This window comes from Anaeromyxobacter paludicola, from assembly GCF_023169965.1.
Classification (GTDB): domain Bacteria; phylum Myxococcota; class Myxococcia; order Myxococcales; family Anaeromyxobacteraceae; genus Anaeromyxobacter_B; species Anaeromyxobacter_B paludicola.
In genome coordinates this window covers 4,132,270-4,147,516 of the sequence record NZ_AP025592.1, presented here as the reverse complement: position 1 = coordinate 4,147,516, position 15,247 = coordinate 4,132,270, and the positions used below count along the sequence as shown (strand labels likewise).

At 76.8% G+C, this 15,247-nt stretch carries 11 protein-coding genes; 3 read left to right on the top strand and 8 right to left on the bottom strand.

Features of this window, described 5'->3' with window-relative positions; all coding sequences use genetic code 11:
* The first annotated feature begins 29 nt into the window (after positions 1-29).
* Together hrpB and AMPC_RS18475 are read left to right on the top strand one after the other, a co-directional pair.
* The gene (hrpB, locus tag AMPC_RS18480; RefSeq protein WP_248343015.1) at positions 30-2,642 is read left to right on the top strand and encodes an ATP-dependent helicase HrpB; all 2,613 of its coding nucleotides are present in this window, start codon (positions 30-32) and stop codon (positions 2,640-2,642) included.
* A 76-nt stretch (positions 2,643-2,718) separates the two neighbouring features.
* On the top strand, positions 2,719-3,486 hold the full coding sequence (locus AMPC_RS18475) for a DUF72 domain-containing protein (RefSeq protein ID WP_248343014.1): 768 nt from the start codon (positions 2,719-2,721) through the stop codon (positions 3,484-3,486).
* Here AMPC_RS18475 and AMPC_RS18470 read toward each other — a convergent pair.
* Genes AMPC_RS18470 through AMPC_RS18460 form a run of 3 tightly spaced genes read right to left on the bottom strand, consistent with a single transcriptional unit; the run spans position 3,443 to position 10,043 of the window.
* Positions 3,443-5,914, bottom strand: coding sequence for an ATP-binding response regulator (locus AMPC_RS18470; RefSeq protein ID WP_248343013.1), 2,472 nt, complete (start codon positions 5,912-5,914; stop codon positions 3,443-3,445). The genes AMPC_RS18475 and AMPC_RS18470 overlap by 44 nt on opposite strands.
* A gap of 31 nt (positions 5,915-5,945) precedes the next feature.
* Positions 5,946-7,187 carry a 2-oxoglutarate dehydrogenase complex dihydrolipoyllysine-residue succinyltransferase gene (gene odhB, locus AMPC_RS18465; protein ID WP_248343012.1) on the bottom strand — a complete coding sequence of 414 codons (1,242 nt, stop codon included), beginning with the start codon at positions 7,185-7,187 and terminating at the stop codon, positions 5,946-5,948.
* A 21-nt stretch (positions 7,188-7,208) separates the two neighbouring features.
* A complete protein-coding gene (locus AMPC_RS18460; protein ID WP_248343011.1) occupies positions 7,209-10,043 on the bottom strand; it encodes a 2-oxoglutarate dehydrogenase E1 component in 2,835 nt (944 codons plus the stop codon).
* 72 nt (positions 10,044-10,115) lie between these two features.
* Between AMPC_RS18460 and AMPC_RS18455 the strand changes: the two genes are divergently transcribed.
* Positions 10,116-11,231: a 50S ribosomal protein L11 methyltransferase gene (locus tag AMPC_RS18455; RefSeq protein WP_248343010.1), complete on the top strand. Its 1,116-nt coding sequence runs from the start codon at positions 10,116-10,118 to the stop codon at positions 11,229-11,231.
* On the opposite strand, the gene AMPC_RS18450 is transcribed toward AMPC_RS18455, so the two are convergent.
* From AMPC_RS18450 to AMPC_RS18430, 5 genes are all read right to left on the bottom strand, one after another.
* Positions 11,207-12,232, bottom strand: coding sequence for an Acg family FMN-binding oxidoreductase (locus AMPC_RS18450; RefSeq protein WP_248343009.1), 1,026 nt, complete (start codon positions 12,230-12,232; stop codon positions 11,207-11,209). The two genes, AMPC_RS18455 and AMPC_RS18450, sit on opposite strands and share 25 nt — an antisense overlap.
* Before the next feature lie 100 nt (positions 12,233-12,332).
* The gene (locus AMPC_RS18445) at positions 12,333-13,346 is read right to left on the bottom strand and encodes an NAD-dependent epimerase/dehydratase family protein (RefSeq protein ID WP_248343008.1); all 1,014 of its coding nucleotides are present in this window, start codon (positions 13,344-13,346) and stop codon (positions 12,333-12,335) included.
* Positions 13,343-13,729, bottom strand: a complete 387-nt coding sequence (locus AMPC_RS18440; RefSeq protein ID WP_248343007.1) for a response regulator — start codon at positions 13,727-13,729, stop codon at positions 13,343-13,345. The genes AMPC_RS18445 and AMPC_RS18440 overlap by 4 nt, the downstream gene beginning before the upstream one ends.
* 8 nt (positions 13,730-13,737) lie before the next feature.
* On the bottom strand, positions 13,738-14,523 hold the full coding sequence (locus AMPC_RS18435) for a prolipoprotein diacylglyceryl transferase (RefSeq protein WP_248343006.1): 786 nt from the start codon (positions 14,521-14,523) through the stop codon (positions 13,738-13,740).
* Entirely contained in the window at positions 14,520-15,215 is a 696-nt protein-coding gene (locus tag AMPC_RS18430; protein WP_248343005.1) for a pentapeptide repeat-containing protein, read from the bottom strand. Before AMPC_RS18430 ends, AMPC_RS18435 begins: the two co-directional genes overlap by 4 nt.
* Positions 15,216-15,247 lie beyond the last annotated feature (32 nt).

Genomic DNA, 15,247 nt, shown 5'->3' with positions numbered 1-15,247 from the left:
CCCGCCATCCCGTGCTATGGACTCCCCCCATGCAGCCCCTCCCCATCGACCCGCTCCTGCCGGAGATCGCCGAGGCGCTCCGCCGCGGGCCGTCGCTCGTCATCGAGGCGCCGCCCGGGGCCGGCAAGACCACCCGGGTCCCCCGCGCGCTGCTCGAGGCCGGGCTCGCCGGGGCGGGCGAGGTGGTGGTGCTCGAGCCGCGCCGGCTCGCGGCCCGCATGGCGGCCCGCCGCGTCGCCGAGGAGCTGGGTGAGCGTCCCGGCGAGACCGCCGGCTACCAGGTCCGCTTCGAGGAGGTGGCCGGGCCGCGCACGCGCCTCCGCTTCGTGACCGAGGGGCTGCTGACGCGCCGCCTCCTGTCCGACCCGGGGCTGCCCGGGGTGGCCGCCGTCCTCCTCGACGAGTTCCACGAGCGCCACCTGCACGGCGACCTCGCGCTGGCGCTCCTGCGGCGGCTCCAGCGCACCGCCCGCCCCGAGCTCCGGCTCGTCGCCATGTCGGCCACGCTCGACGCCGCCCCGGTGGCGCGCTTCCTCGGCGCGCCCTCCCTCCGCTCCGAGGGGCGGATGTTCCCGGTGGAGGTGGAGTACCTCTCCCCCGCCGAGGCCGCCCGGCCCGACGTCCGGCTCGAGCAGCTCGTCGCCTCGGCGGTGCGCAAGGCGGTCTCCGCCGCGCCGGCCGGCGACGTGCTCGTCTTCCTCCCCGGCGCCGCCGAGATCCGGCGCGCCCGGGAGGCGCTCGCCCCGCTCGCGCAGTCGGCCGGCCTCGACCTCGTGCCGCTCCACGGCGACCTCGCCCCGGAGGAGCAGGACCGCGCCGTGCGCCCGGGCCCGCGGCGCAAGGTGATCCTCTCCACCAACGTGGCCGAGACCTCGGTCACCATCCCCGGCGTCACCGCGGTGATCGACTCCGGCCTCGCCCGCGTCGCCTCGCACTCGCCCTGGTCGGGCCTCCCCACGCTCGAGGTGAAGAAGGTGAGCCGCGCCTCGGCGGCGCAGCGGGCCGGGCGCGCCGGCCGCACCGGCCCCGGGCGCGCCGTGCGGCTCTACACCCGGCACGACCACGACGGCCGCCCCGAGTTCGACCTCCCGGAGATCGCCCGCGAGGACCTCTCGGAGGCGGTGCTCTCGCTCGCCTCCTTCGGCCTCGCGGCGCGCGAGCTCGGGGCGGGGCCCGAGGCCGGCGGCGAGGGCGCGTTCGCCTGGTTCGAGCCGCCCCCGCCCGCCGCGCTCGAGGCGGCCGTGGGCCTCCTCCGCCAGCTCGGGGCGCTCGACGCCGAGGGCCGGATCACCGAGCCCGGCCGGCGGATGCTCCGGTTCCCGCTCCACCCGCGCCTGGCGCGGCTGGTCCTCGAGGCCGACGCGCGCGGCGCCGGCCAGGAGGGCGCGCTCCTCGCCGCCATCCTCGGCGAGCGCGACCTGCGCGAGCGGAGCCCCTTCGGTGCGGGGGGCAGGCTCGACACCCCCACCGGCCCCTCCGACCTGCTCGAGCTGGCGCACCTCTTCCACCAGGCGTCCGACGGCGGCGGCCCCTCCCCCGAGCGCTGCCGGCGGCTGGGGCTCTCCCCGGGGGCCGCGGCGTCGGTGGGCCGCAGCTTCCGCCAGCTCTGCCGGCTCGTCCGGACCCGCGGCGACGACGAGGGGGCGCTGCTGGCGGCCACGCTCGCCGCCTACCCGGACCGGGTCGGCCGGCGGCGCGCGCCCGGCTCCGACGAGGTGGTGCTGGTGGGCGGCGGCAGCGCCCGGCTCGACGAGGCGAGCGTGGTCCGCGAGGCGCCGCTCCTCGTGGCGGTGGACGCGGGCGAGCGGCGTGGCGCGCGGCCCGCGCCGGGCGCGCGCGGCGGCCCGGTGGTGCGGCTCGCGAGCGCGGCCTCGGAGGAGCTGCTCCTCGACCTCTTCGCCGGGGACCTGCGCTACGACGAGGAGGTGGCCTGGAACGCCGCGGGCGAGCGGGTCGAGGCCCGCGAGCGGCTCCTCTACCGGGACCTGGTGCTCGAGGAGAAGCGGCTCGCCCGCCCGGATCCGGCCCGCGCCGCGGCGGTGCTCGCGCGCGCCGCGCAGGAGCGGGGCCCGCGCGCCTTCGCCGCCGAGGGCGCGCTCGACCGGCTCCTCGCCCGGCTCGACTTCGCGGCCCGCCACGCGCCCGCGGCGGGGCTCGCCGCGCCGTCGGAGGCCGACCTCGCGGCGGCGCTCGCCGGGCTCTGCGAGGGGCGCACCTCGTTCGCCGAGCTGCGCGAGGCCGGGCTCGAGGAGGCGGTCCTCGCCGCCCTGCCCGGGCGGGCCCGGGCGGCGCTCCAGGAGCTCGCGCCGGAGCGGATCCGGCTGCCCTCCGGCCGCGCCCTCGAGGTGCGGTACGAGGCGGCCGGCAAGCCGCCCTGGGTGGAGAGCCGGCTGCAGGACTTCTTCGGCCTCGCCCGCGGCCCGGCGCTCGCCGGGGGACGGGTGCCGCTCACGCTCCACCTGCTCGCGCCGAACCACCGCGCCGTGCAGGTCACGAGCGACCTCGCCGGGTTCTGGGAGCGGCACTACCCGGCGATCCGGCGCGAGCTCTCGCGCCGGTACCCGCGCCACGCCTGGCCGGAGGACCCGCTCACCGCGTCGCCGCCCGCGCCGCGGCCGCCGCGAGGGGCGCCGGGCCGCTGAGCGCTGGCGACGCCCGTCGCAGGCGCGTCCCCTGTCCCGTGCCGCGCCGGCGGCGCCCCGCGCCTAGGTTAGGGCCATGGGAGCCATCCGCGTCGGCACGAGCGGCTACCAGTACCGGCACTGGCGCGGGGTCCTCTACCCGGAGGGGCTGGCGCAGCGGCTCTGGCTCGCCCGGTACGCCCGCTCCTTCGACTGCCTGGAGCTCAACGCCACGTTCTACAGGCTGCCCCTGCCCGGCGCGGTGGAGCGCTGGCGCGCGCAGGTCCCCGGCGACTTCCGCTTCGCGGTGAAGGGGAGCCGGTACCTCACGCACATGAAGCAGCTCCTCGATCCGGAGCCGGGCCTGGCCCGGTTCCTCGACCCGGTCCGCCGGCTCGGCGGCAAGCTCGGTCCCATCCTGTGGCAGCTCCCGCCAAGGCTCGCGCCCGACCCCGGGCGGCTCGACGCCTTCCTGGCGGCGGTGCCGGAGGGGCTCGCGAGCGCCGTCGAGTTCCGCTCCGACCGCTGGTACCGCCGCGACGTCTGCGACGTGCTCGACCGGCGCGGCGCCGCCTTCTGCGAGCACGACCTCGTGGACACCCACCCGCCGCGGCTCACCGGCCCCTTCCGCTACCTCCGCTTCCACGGCACCACCGGCCACTACGACGGGCGCTACGGGCCGGAGGCGCTGCAGCCGGTGGCCCGCGACCTCTCGCGGCACGCCCGCGGCGGCGGCGACGCCTGGGTGTTCTTCAACAACGACCTGCACGGCCACGCGGTGGCCGACGCGCTCTCGCTGCGGGGGCTGCTCGAGGGGCGCGTCAGCGCGGCGCCGGAGCCCCCGGGGCCGGCTCCGGCTCCTTGAGCGCGGGCCGGAGCGGGACCGCGACGCGGAAGACCGTCCCCGCGGGACCGCTCTCCACCAGCTCCACCCGGCCGCCGATGGCGGCCGCGATCCCGCGCACGAGCGAGAGCCCGATGCCGACCCCGGGCTGGTGCTTGTTCTCGAGCGCCCCGACCTGCTCGAAGGGCTCGAAGATCCGGTCCCGCGCCTCCGGCGGGATGCCCGGCCCGGTGTCGGCCACCGCGACCCACTGCCGGTCCCCGTCCTCGCCGGCGGTGATCCGGACGCCGCCCCGCTCGGTGTACTTGATGGCGTTCACCACGAGGTTGATGAGCACGAGCCGCAGGAGCCGCGGGTCGGCCTCGAGCGGCGGCAGGGGCGCGGCCTCCACCTCCAGCTTGAGCAGCCTGGCCTGGGCCTGCGGCAGGAGCTCGTCGGCCACCTCGCGGGCGAGCCGCGCCAGGTCCACCCGCTCCGGCCGCACCACGAGCCGGCCGCTCTCGACGCGGGTGTACTCGAGGAGCGACTCGATGAGCTCGAGGAGCCGCCGCGCCGCCTGCTCGATCCGCTGCATGGCCCGGGCCCTCGCCTCGGGGGGCGCGGCGCCCTGGCGCTGCAGGCTCTGGAGCGTGAGGAGCATGGAGGTGATGGGCGTGCGCAGCTCGTGCGAGACCATGCCGAGGAACACGCTCTTCACCTGGCTGGCGCGCTCGGCCTGCTCGCGGGCCACCTGCGCGGTCTCGAGCGCCACCTCCAGCTCGCGCTTGCGCCGGGCCACCTCGCGGGCGAGCGCCTCGAGATCGCCGCTCCGCTGCGCCAGCTCCGCCCGCAGCACGTCGCTCGAGCGCTTCATGGCGACGAGGTTCCGGGCCCGGGCCAGCAGCTCCTCCGGGTGGAACGGCTTCACGAGGTAGTCCTGGGCCCCGTCCCGGAGCAGCGCCAGCCGCTGCCGCTCGTCGGCGCGGGCGGTGAGCACCATCACCGGCGTGCGCCCGAGGGCGGGCAGCCGGCGGAGGGCCGAGACCAGCGCGTCGCCCGGCAGCCCGGGCATCATGAGGTCGGTCACCACGAGGTCGGGCTCGAGCGCCTCGGCCTTGCGGAGCCCCTCCGCCCCCTCCGACGCGGTCGCCACCCGGAACTCGGCCGCGAGCGCGGCGGCGGCGAACCGGCCCATCTCGGCGTTGTCCTCCACGAGCAGCACGAGCGGGGCGCTCGGGTCCACCGGCAGGGCGGGGAGCTCCCGGGCCGCGCCGGGCGGGAGGTCGGCCGTGGCGCGGGCCGCCTCGAGCCCGAGCGGCGGCGGCGCCGCCGCGACCGGGGCGCCGGCCGGCGCGCGGAGGGGGACGGCGACGGTGAAGCGCGCGCCGCCGCGCGCCCCGTCCCCCACGCCGATGGTCCCGCCGTGCAGCACGACCAGCTCGCGCGAGATGGCGAGCCCGAGCCCGGCGCCCTCCGGCGCGCCCCGGCCCTGCCGGAACCGCTCGAAGATGGCCTCGCGCAGCTCCGGCGGCACGCCCGGCCCCTGGTCCTCCACCTCCAGCACCGCGCGGTCGCCCTCCGCGCGGACCGCGCAGCGCACCGCGCTCGCGGGCGGCGCGAACTTGAAGGCGTTCCCGAGCAGGTTGAGCGCCACCCGGTCGAGCTTGGGCGCGTCGGCCTCCACCGGCACCGGCGCCCCCGCCTCCACCTCGAGCCGGACGCCCCGGTCGCGCGCGACGCCCTCGAACGCGGAGGCGAGCCCGCGGAGCCGCTCGGCGAGGTCCACCCGCGCGTAGTCGAGGGTGAGCCGCCCCTCGTCGAGCCGCGCCAGGTCGAGCATGTCGTTCACGTGCCGGAGCAGGAGCCGGCCGTTGCGCCGCACCACCTCGAGCTCCCGCCGCTCCCGCTCCTCCAGCGGCCCGGCGAGGAGCTTCTCCACCGGCCCGAGCACCAGGGCGAGCGGCGTGCGCAGCTCGTGGCTCACGTTGGCGAAGAAGCGGGTCTTGGCGTCGTCGAGGTCCTTCACCCGCTCGTAGAGCCGCTCCAGCTCGCGGTGGGTGCTCTCGAGCCGCACCCGGCGCTCCTCGGCGAGCTGCGCGCCGCGGGTGACGGAGAGGATGGTCGGGCGGACCCGGAACAGGTAGACGCCGGTGGCCACCGAGGCCACCGCCGTGACCGCCTTCACGCCGCCGGAGAGCCAGTAGTCCGGGAACCAGAGCGTCAGCACCTCCATGTAGTGGGTGAGGCCGCAGGCCCCGATGAACACGCCGAAGGCCAGGATCATCGGGCTGAACGGCAGCCGGATGTGGCGCACCAGCTGGTACAGGATGACCGAGATGGCGAGGTAGGCGGTCCCGATGAGCGCGTCGGAGACGACGTGCAGGGACACCAGCCCCGGCTGCCACAGGTAGCAGTGGCCGTGGGGCATGTACTCCTCGGAGAGGAAGAGGCGCCGGAAGAGCTCGACCATGTGGCCTCCCGCCTGCCGCTCCGCCGGCCCGTCAGACCTCGAGCAGGAGCCGCTCCGGATCCTCGATGCACTCCTTCACCCGGACGAGGAAGGTGACCGCCTCCCGCCCGTCCACCAGCCGGTGGTCGTAGGAGAGCGCCACGAACATCATCGGGCGCGCCACCACCTGCCCGTCGCGCACCACCGCCCGCTGCTCGATCTTGTGCAGCCCCAGGATCCCGGACTGCGGCGGGTTGAGGATGGGGGTGGAGAGCAGCGAGCCGTAGATGCCGCCGTTCGAGATGGTGAAGGTGCCGCCCGAGAGCTCGTCGAGCGTGATCCGGTTCTCGCGGGCCTTCTTCGCGAGCTGCGCGATGGCGAGCTCCACCTCGGCGAAGGAGAGCCGGTCGGCGTCGCGCACCACCGGGACCACGAGCCCCTTGCCCCCGCCGACCGCCACGCCGACGTCGTAGTGCTCCTTGTAGACGATGCTCTCGCCGCGCACCTCGGCGTTCACGGCCGGGATGGCCTTGAGCGCCTCGACCGCCGCCTTCACGAAGAAGGACATGAACCCGAGCTTCACCCCGTGCCGCTCGGTGAAGGCGGCCTGGTGCCGCTCGCGCAGCGCCAGCACCCGCGTCATGTCCACCTCGTTGAAGGTGGTGAGGATGGCGGCGGTGCGCTGCGCCTCGACGAGCCGCCGCGCCACCGTGCGGCGGAGCGGCGTCATCGCCACCACCCGCTCGCGCTCGCCGGCCACCACCGGCGCCGCCGGCGCGGGGGCCTCGAGCGCCCGCTGCACGTCGTCCTTGCGCAGCGCGCGCCCCGCGAGCGCGTCGGCGGAGAGGCCGTTCTCGGCGAGGAGCCGGCGCGCCGAGGGCGGGAGGCGCGGCCCGCGGCCGGGGGGAGGCGGCGGGGCCGCCCTCGGAGCCGCGGTGGGCGCCGGGGCCGGGGCGGCGGCGATCGGCGCGGCCGGGGCCGGGCTCGCGGGGGCGGCCCGCGGCGCGGCGTTCACCGCCGGGTTCGCGCCCGGGCCGGAGGCGGCGGTCGCGGCGGCGCCCTCCTCCAGGTAACCGATCACCTCGCCCACGGCGACCGTGTCGCCCGGTCCCTTCAGGACCCGCGAGAGCACGCCGGAGACCGGCGCCGGCAGCGCCACCGTGGCCTTCTCGCTCTCCACCTCCACCACCGGCTCGTCCGCCCGCACCGGCTCCCCCTCCTGCTTGAGCCAGGCGCCCAGCGTGGCCTGCGTGATGGACTCTCCGATGCTCGGAACCCTCAACTCGACCGACATGTGCTCCCTCCCGGAACGGGGCTAGGCGACCTCGACGCGCGCGGCCACGCCGATGGCCTGCGCCACCAGGGCCTGCTGCTCGAGCTTGTGGCGGGTGGCCGACCCGGCGGCGGGCGCGGCGCTCGGGGGGCGCGACACGCAGCTGAACTCGCAGAACCCGCGCAGGAACGGCCCGAGGTGCAGGTCCACGTAGTCCCAGGCCCCCATGTTGCGCGGCTCCTCCTGGACCCAGACCACCTCGAGCCCGTCGGGGTAGCGCGCCAGCTCGGAGAGCACGGCGTCGCGGTCGAGCGGGTAGAGCTGCTCGACCCGGACCAGCGCCACGTGGCGCGCCCGCTGCGCCTCCCGCGCGGCGAGGAGCTCGTAGTAGAGCTTGCCGGTGCAGAGGAGGACCCGGGTCACCGCCGCGGCGTCCTCCACCCCGGCGTCGCCGAGGACCGGCTGGAAGCCGCCCTTCGAGAGCGCCTCCACCGGCGACACCGCCTGCGGGTGCCGCAGCAGGCTCTTCGGCGACATCACGACGAGCGGCTTGCGCCAGGGGGCGAGCACCTGCCGTCGCAGCGCGTGGAAGATCTGCGCCGGCGTGGTGAGGTTCACGACCTGCCAGTTGTCGTCCACCGAGAGCGCCAGGAAGCGCTCGAGCCGGGCCGAGCTGTGCTCCGGGCCCTGCCCCTCCATGCCGTGCGGCAGGAGCAGGGTGAGCCCGGAGAGCTTGTTCCACTTGGCCTCGGACGAGGACAGGAACTGGTCGATCACCACCTGGGCGGCGTTCACGAAGTCGCCGAACTGCGCCTCCCAGATCACGAGCCCGTCGGGCATGTCGAGGCTGTACCCGTAATCGAAGGCGAGCACGGCGGCCTCGGAGAGCGGGCTGTCGCGCAGCTCGACCACCCCCTGCCCGGGCCGCAGGTGGGCGAGCGGCGTGTACGGCCGGTTCGACTGCGTGTCGTAGAGCACGCCGTGCCGGTGGCTGAAGGTGCCGCGCCGGCTGTCCTGGCCGGAGAGCCGCACCCGCGTCCCCTCCCAGGCGAGCGTGCCGTACGCGAGCGCCTCGGCCATGCCCCAGTCGAGCGGGCGGTGGCCGGCGGCCATCTGGGCGCGCCCCTCCAGCAGCTTCGCCACCTTGGGGTGGACGTTGAAGCCGGGGGGCGGGGTCACCAGCGCGCGCGAGACCTCCGCGATCACCTCCGGCGAGACGGCGGTGGCGATGGGCGGCGCGCCGTCGATGGCGCCGCCGCGGTAGCGGCGCTCGCCCACCTCGAGCACCGGCGCGGAGGGGCTGGCGGCGATGGCGGCCGAGGCGTGGAAGGCCTCCTCGAGCCGGGCCCGGTAGCCCTGCGCCAGCCCGTCGAGCTCCGGCGCCGTCGCGACCCGCTCCCGGACCAGCCGGGCGGCCTCGAGCTTCGGGAAGGTCTCGCGCCCGGCGATGGCGCGGTACATGACCGGCTGCGTGAACGAGGGCTCGTCCCCCTCGTTGTGGCCGTGGCGCCGGTAGCACCAGAGGTCGATCACGGCGTCGCGGTGGAACCGCTGGCGGAAGTCCACCGCCAGCAGCACCGCCTGCGCCACCGCCTCCATGTCCTCGCCGTTCACGTGGAAGACCGGGATCTGGAGCATGCGCGCCACGTCGGTGGCGTAGGTGGTGGAGCGGGCGTCGGCGGGAGAGGTGGTGAAGCCGACCTGGTTGTTCACCACCACGTGGACGGTGCCGCCGACCGTGTAGCCGTCGAGGGCGGCGAGGTTGAGCGCCTCCGCCACGATGCCCTGCCCGGCGAAGGCGGCGTCGCCGTGCACGAGCAGCGGCAGCACCTCCTTGCGCTCCACGTCGCCCCGGCGGTCCTGCTTGGCCCGGACGCGCCCCTGCACGACCGTGTTCACCCACTCGAGGTGGCTCGGGTTGAAGGCCAGCGTCACCAGCACCTTCCCGTCGGGCGTCTCGCGCTCGCCGGTGAAGCCGAGGTGGTACTTCACGTCCCCGCCGTTCCCGCCGATGACGGCCCGGTCGCGGAACTCGGCGAAGATCTGGCGGAGCGGCTTGCCGCAGACGTTGGCGAGCACGTTGAGCCGGCCGCGGTGCGCCATGCCGATGGTCACGTCGCGCACGCCGTGGCCGACGGCCCGGTCGATGGCGAGCTCGAGGAGCGCCACCGTGGACTCGCCCCCCTCCACCGAGAAGCGCTTGGCGCCGAGGAAGCGGGTCCCGAGGAACTGCTCGAGCAGCTCCGCCTCCATGACCTTCTGGTAGAGCCGGAGCTGCACCTCGGGCGCGAGGGTGATGTGGTTGCGGGTCCGCTCCATCCGGTCCTGCAGCCAGCCGCGCAGCTCCTGGTCGTGCAGGTGGGCGAGCTCCACGCCGAGCGTGCGGCAGTAGGTCTCCTCCAGCCGGTCGCGCAGCGCGCCGAGCGTGGTGGCGCCGGCCGCCTGCGGGTCTCCCACGGCCACCGGGCGGGCGAGGTCCTCCTCGCGCAGGCCGAAGGACTCGAGGCCGAACCCCTGGTGCTCGCGGCGCGCCAGCCCGAGCGGGTCGAGCCGGGCGCGCAGGTGGCCGTAGTCCCGGTAGGTCTCCACGAGCTTGTCCACGCGGAACTGGAAGGCCTCCTCCGAGGAGGCGCCCGGCCCGGCCGGCGGCTCCTTCGCGGCCAGCTCGCCGGGCAGCGCGGCGGTGAAGCCGTTCCGGCGCCAGGCGGGCTCGGGCGGGGGCGCGACGTCGCCTTCCGGGCGGGGCAGCGCGTCGAAGTAGCGGCGCCACGTCTCCGGCACGGTGGACGGATCGCGCAGGTAGTCGTAGTAGAGCTCCTCGACGAACGCGAGGTTGGCCGCGCTCGGCGCGGTCGCCGATTCTGGTACCGGTTGCATGGGCCTCCTATTTTAACAGGGGCGCGGCCCGCCGCCCCCCTTCATCGCGCCGCGCGGCCCGGAGAACCTTCGATGTACGTGACGATCCGTGAAGGTGGCGCGCCGCGGCAGGCGCGCTGGCGCTCCGCCGGCCTGCCCGCACCGGGCCGGGTCGGCGAGGCGACCGACGCGACCCGCGCCGACCCGGCCTTCCGTCGCCTCTTCCGGGGCGAGTCGCTGCTCTACTCCGGCGACTACCACAACGCCCGCCAGCTCCTCGCCGCCCTGGGGCGGCGGCTCCGCCCGCCTCCGCCGCAGCCGAGCCTCGCCGAGGCCTTCCGGGCGGAGCGCCGCTTCCGGAGGCTCGAGCGGGACGTGCTGTCGCGGCTCCTCGTCCCGGTGGACGCGGAGTTCGCGGTGGCGCTCCGCCGCGCCCCGGAGGTGGCCCCCGCCGCGCTCCGCGAGGTCTGGGGCGCTCCCGACGGGGAGCCCTCGGTGGTGCCCCTGCGCGAGCTCCTCGGCCTGATCGGCGCCCACGAGTGGCGCCGGAAGGGCGTCGCCGTCCCGGCGCTCGGCGGCTCGGTCCACCCCCACTACGGCGTCTTCGCCCCGGTCCGCGGCGAGTACGTCGGCCTCGTCGCCGAGGCGCTCGGCCGGCGCAACCTGCGCGGGCGGGCCGCGTTCGACGTCGGCACCGGCACCGGGGTGCTCGCCTTCCTCGCCGCGCGCGCCGGGGCGCGGGTCCGCGCCACGGACGCCGACCCGCGCGCGGTCGCCTGCGCGCGCGAGAACGCCGCGCGGCTCGGCCTCGCGTCGGCCGTCGAGGTGGAGGAGGCCGACCTCTTCCCCGAGGGGCGCGCCGACCTCGTGCTCTGCAACCCGCCCTGGCTGCCGGGCGAGCCGCTCGGCCCGGTGGACGCCGCGGTCTACGATCCGGGGGGCCGGTTCCTCGCCGGGTTCGTGGCCGGCCTCGCCGCCCACCTCGCGCCGGGCGGCGAGGGGCTGCTCGTCCTGTCCGACCTGGCGGAGCGGCTCGGGCTGCGCCCCGCGGGCGCGCTGGAGGCCTCCTTCGCCGCCGCCGGGCTCACCGTCACCTCGCGCGCCGAGGCCCGCCCCGCGCACCCCCGCGCCCGCGACGCCTCGGACCCCCTCCACGCCGCCCGCGCGGCCGAGGTGACGACGCTCTACGTCCTCAGCGCCAGCTCCTGACGGCGGGGGGAGGCGGGCGCCAGCCGGCGGATCAGCTCCTCCGGCGCGCGCCGCGGCGTGGGGCGCGAGGGCGTCCCGGCGGCGTCGGCGCCCAGCCGGAAGAGGAGCTGCGGGTGCCAGCGCTCGCCCAGGACCTCGCGCACCTCCTGGCGCAGGTCGGGCAGCTCGAGCGGCGAGTTGAGCCAGCAGGCGGAGAGCCCCTCCGCGGCGGCGCGCAGGAGCACCTTCTCCATCGCCTGCCCCGCGCGCAGCCAGTCGGCGCCGCGATCCTCCGGCGTCGAGAGGGCCACGAGCGCGCTCGCCCCGAGGGCCCGGGCGAGGTCGCGGGCCGCCTCGGCGGCGGCGTCGCGCGCGAACCGCAGCCGAACCGGCTCGAGCCAGGAGGCGGCGCCGGAGAGGCCGCGGGCGTACCCGGGGATGCCGTCGCGCGACCGGCTCGCGGAGGGGCGCGTCCAGCGCGCCACCTCGGCGCGGAAGGCCGCGCTCGCCCACTGCCGCCGGTCGGCCTCCGCCACCCGCTCCGCCACCGCCCGCGCCGTGGACGGCTCCACCGGGCGGAGCGACGCGCCCTCCTCCCAGGCGATGCGCGCCAGCTCGGAGACGAGGCCGCGCGGGAGCGGCCGCTGCTCCATGGCGAGCCGGACGGTGCGGCGGGCCGGGATGGCGTCGGCGAGGCGGGCGGCGAGCGCGGTGGGGCGCGCGGCGTGCTCGAGCCGCACGCGGGCGAGGAGGAAGTCGTGGCGCGACCCGCCCATGAGCTCGCAGCTGGTGGCCCGCCCCTGCCAGGCCGCGGCGAGCCGCAGGTTCGCGAGCGCCGCGCCGCAGCCGATGAGCTGCTCGCGGCCGGCGGGGTCGGAGACCGGCAGGGCGCGCGCCGGGTCGCCGTAGAGCCGCAGCTCCTCGCCCTCGACCTCGAAGGCCCAGGGCTGGGCGTTGTGGCGCGAGGGGGCGAGCCCGGCGAGCCGGACGAGCTCGCGCGTCGCGTCTGTCGCCTCCGGCATGGCCCCCTCCCCCGGCCGACGGATCTGTGCAGCGCGGGACCGGAAGGGAAGGCCCGGCGCGGGGCGGCCGGAGGGGGGCGGGGACTCCGGGGGGCGAGGCTCAGGCGGCGAGCGCGCGCAGCTCTGCGGTCTCGGGCCGGAGCTGCCCCTGCGCGATGAACCAGCGCAGCGTGTCGCGCAGGGAGTCCTCGAACGGCCGGATGGCGTAGCCGAGCTCCGCCTGCGCCTTGGCGCTCGACACCCAGGTGTAGAGGTGGCTCGCCCGCACGAGCTGGGCCGTCAGCCTGGGCTCCTTGCCGCGGACCGCCGCGAGCCACTCCGCCCCCGTCGCCGCGGCCAGCGCCGCCGCGTACGGGATCCGGGGCGGCGGCGCCACGCCGGCGAGCTGCGACACCCGGGCCATGAGGTCGCTCGTGGCGAGGTTGTGGCCGCCGAGCACGTAGACCTCGCCCGGCCGGCCGCGCAGGAGCGCGTCCACGTGCCCCCGGGCCACGTCGCGGACGTCGCAGAACGAGGAGCCGCCCTCGACGTAGACCGGGTAGCGGCGCCGGGCCAGCCCGAGCACCAGCCCCGCGCTCGAGCGGTACAGGTCGCCCGGCCCGAGCACCACCGCCGGCCGCACGATCCGGACCGGCAGCCCGCGCGAGGCGAGGACCCGGGCCGCCTCCTCGCCGTGGAGCTTGGAGGTGAAGTAGTCGATGCCGAGCTGCGCGGCGTTGGAGGGCGTGGCCTCGTCGGCGACGCGCGGCTCCGGGGCGCCGCCGGTCACCGAGACCGACGAGGTGAGCACCGCCCGCTCCACGCCGGCCTCGAGCGCCGCCCCGAGCACCACCTCGACGCCGCGGCCGTTGACCGCGTGCATCCGTCCGGCCTTCCCCGGGCTCCAGGCCACGACGCCGGCGGTGTGCACCACCCCCTCGCAGCCGCGCAGCGCGCGCGCCACCGAGGCGGCGTCGAGCACGTCGCCCTCGGCGCGCTCGACCGCGAGGCCGCGCAGGTTGTCGAGCCGGCTCGTCGGCCGCACCAGGGCCCGGACCTCGCAGCCCCGCTCGGCGAGCTCGCGCGCCACCCACGAGCCGATGAAGCCGCTCGCGCCGGTGACGAGGACCCTCACGCCGGCTTCCCCGCGCCCCCCGGCCCGGCGAAGCGCGCCACCACGGCGAGCAGGTCGGCGAGGTCGAACGGCTTCGGCAGGTAGGCGGTGGCCTGCGGGATGTCGTTGCGGCCGGACGGCATGGCGGCGGTCATGAGCACCACCGGCACCCCCGCGATCTCCGGGTCGCGCCGCTGCTCCTCGAGGAACTGGGCGCCGCCGAGCACCGGCATGAGCAGGTCGAGCACCACCACCGCCGGCTTCTCGCGCCGCAGGAGGTCGAGCCCGTCGCGCCCGTTCGAGGCGGAGCGGACGCGGTAGCCCTCGAAGACGAGGCAGTCGGCGACGCTCTCGCGGATGGCGGCGTCGTCCTCGACGAGCAGGATGTTGGCGCCGGAGCCCATGGCCCTTCCTACCTACCAGCCCCGGAGGCTCTTCCCTGCTGCCCGAGAGGGGCGCTCGCCACCTTCGAGAACCGCCAGGCGGCGTAGGCCACGAGGAGCATCGAGCCGTACTGGGCGGGGGTGAGCCCGAAGTAGCGGGCGTCGGGGTACGGCACGTCGCTGGCGCGCAGGAAATCGAGCAGGAACCGGCAGACGGCGTAGAGGGCGGCCAGCACGGCGAGCAGCCGGCCGCGCAGGATCCCGCGGCGCGAGAGCTGGAAGAGCAGCGCCGCGAGCGCGAAGAGCACGACGGCGTCGTACAGGCCGAGGTCGTGGCGCGGCCCGTCGGGGAAGGCCACCGCGAGCGGGAAGTCGGTGTGGACGCCGGGGTGGTCGTGGATGGCGAAGCAGCCGAGCCGGGCGATGCCCCAGCCCGGCGCCACGCCCAGCGCCAGCGCGTCGCCGTAGTCGTGGAAGCGCAGCCGCCTGCGGTGGAAGAAGACCGCCGCGGCGAGGATGCCGCCGAGCAGGCCGCCGAAGGAGGAGAGCCCCTGCCAGAACTCCACCACCTTGCGCCAGTCGGAGAGCTCCTCCGGGTGGTAGAGGAACAGGTGCACGAGGTGGCCGAAGAGGACGCCGGAGGCGACGCCCCAGACGGCGAAGTCGGCGAGCGGCTCGACCGCGAGCCCCTGGCGGCGCGCGGCGCGGGAGGCGATGACGGCCCCGGCGTAGACGCCGGCCGCCGCGAAGAGCCCGAAGACCTGGAGGTGGAACGGCCCGAAGCTGAGCGAAGGAGGTTCGAGGTAGGGGATCACGCGAGCTCGAGTGGTGCGAAGGGCGCGAAGCGGAAGGTGTCCGGCACCAGCCCGCCCGCCCGGTCGAAGGTGGCGTCCTTGAGCCAGGAGAGGACGAACTGCGCGTCCTTGAGCCGGGCCCGGGTGAAGTCGGCGCCGGAGAGCGCCGAGAGCAGGAAGCTCGCCTCGTTGGCGCGGGCGCGGACGAGCCGGGCGCCGCCGAGGTTGGAGAGGATGAAGGTGGCGTCGTCGAGGGAGGCGCGCTCGAGATCGGCGCCGGAGAGCGCGACCGCGGTGAGGATGGCGCGGTCGAGGTCGGCGTCGCGCAGCTGCGCCAGGTTGACGAGGCACCCGACCCAGCGCGTCTCGCGCAGCGACGCCTGCGAGAGGTCCGCGCCGCGCAGGTCGCAGAGCGCGAGGCTCGCCCCGTCGAGGTTGGCGCCGCGCAGGTTCGCCCCCTTGAGGTCGCAGGCGAGGAGCGACGCCCCGGCCAGGTTCACCCCCGACAGGTCGGCGCCGGAGAGCCGCTGACCCGCGAGCCGCTCCTGGCCCTCCACCTGCGCGCGGGCGCGGGAGGGGATCACCTCGACCGCCGGGGCCTTCGAGAGCGCCTGCGACGGCTTCGCCGCGCGGGCGGCCGGCTTGCGGGGGGCGGCGCCCTTCGACTTCCGGTCGGTCTTCTTCGGCGACGCCTGACGATCGCTGCGGGCCATGGCTTCCCCCCGGGTTCGCTGGACGGGCGTCG

Coding starts and splice junctions, on each gene's coding strand:
- hrpB (WP_248343015.1), top strand. CDS start 30: ATGCAGCCCCTCCCCATCGACCCGCTCCTGCCGGAGATCGCCGAGGCG.
- AMPC_RS18475 (WP_248343014.1), top strand. CDS start 2,719: ATGGGAGCCATCCGCGTCGGCACGAGCGGCTACCAGTACCGGCACTGG.
- AMPC_RS18470 (WP_248343013.1), bottom strand. CDS start 5,914: ATGGTCGAGCTCTTCCGGCGCCTCTTCCTCTCCGAGGAGTACATGCCC.
- odhB (WP_248343012.1), bottom strand. CDS start 7,187: ATGTCGGTCGAGTTGAGGGTTCCGAGCATCGGAGAGTCCATCACGCAG.
- AMPC_RS18460 (WP_248343011.1), bottom strand. CDS start 10,043: ATGCAACCGGTACCAGAATCGGCGACCGCGCCGAGCGCGGCCAACCTC.
- AMPC_RS18455 (WP_248343010.1), top strand. CDS start 10,116: ATGTACGTGACGATCCGTGAAGGTGGCGCGCCGCGGCAGGCGCGCTGG.
- AMPC_RS18450 (WP_248343009.1), bottom strand. CDS start 12,232: ATGCCGGAGGCGACAGACGCGACGCGCGAGCTCGTCCGGCTCGCCGGG.
- AMPC_RS18440 (WP_248343007.1), bottom strand. CDS start 13,729: ATGGGCTCCGGCGCCAACATCCTGCTCGTCGAGGACGACGCCGCCATC.
- AMPC_RS18430 (WP_248343005.1), bottom strand. CDS start 15,215: ATGGCCCGCAGCGATCGTCAGGCGTCGCCGAAGAAGACCGACCGGAAG.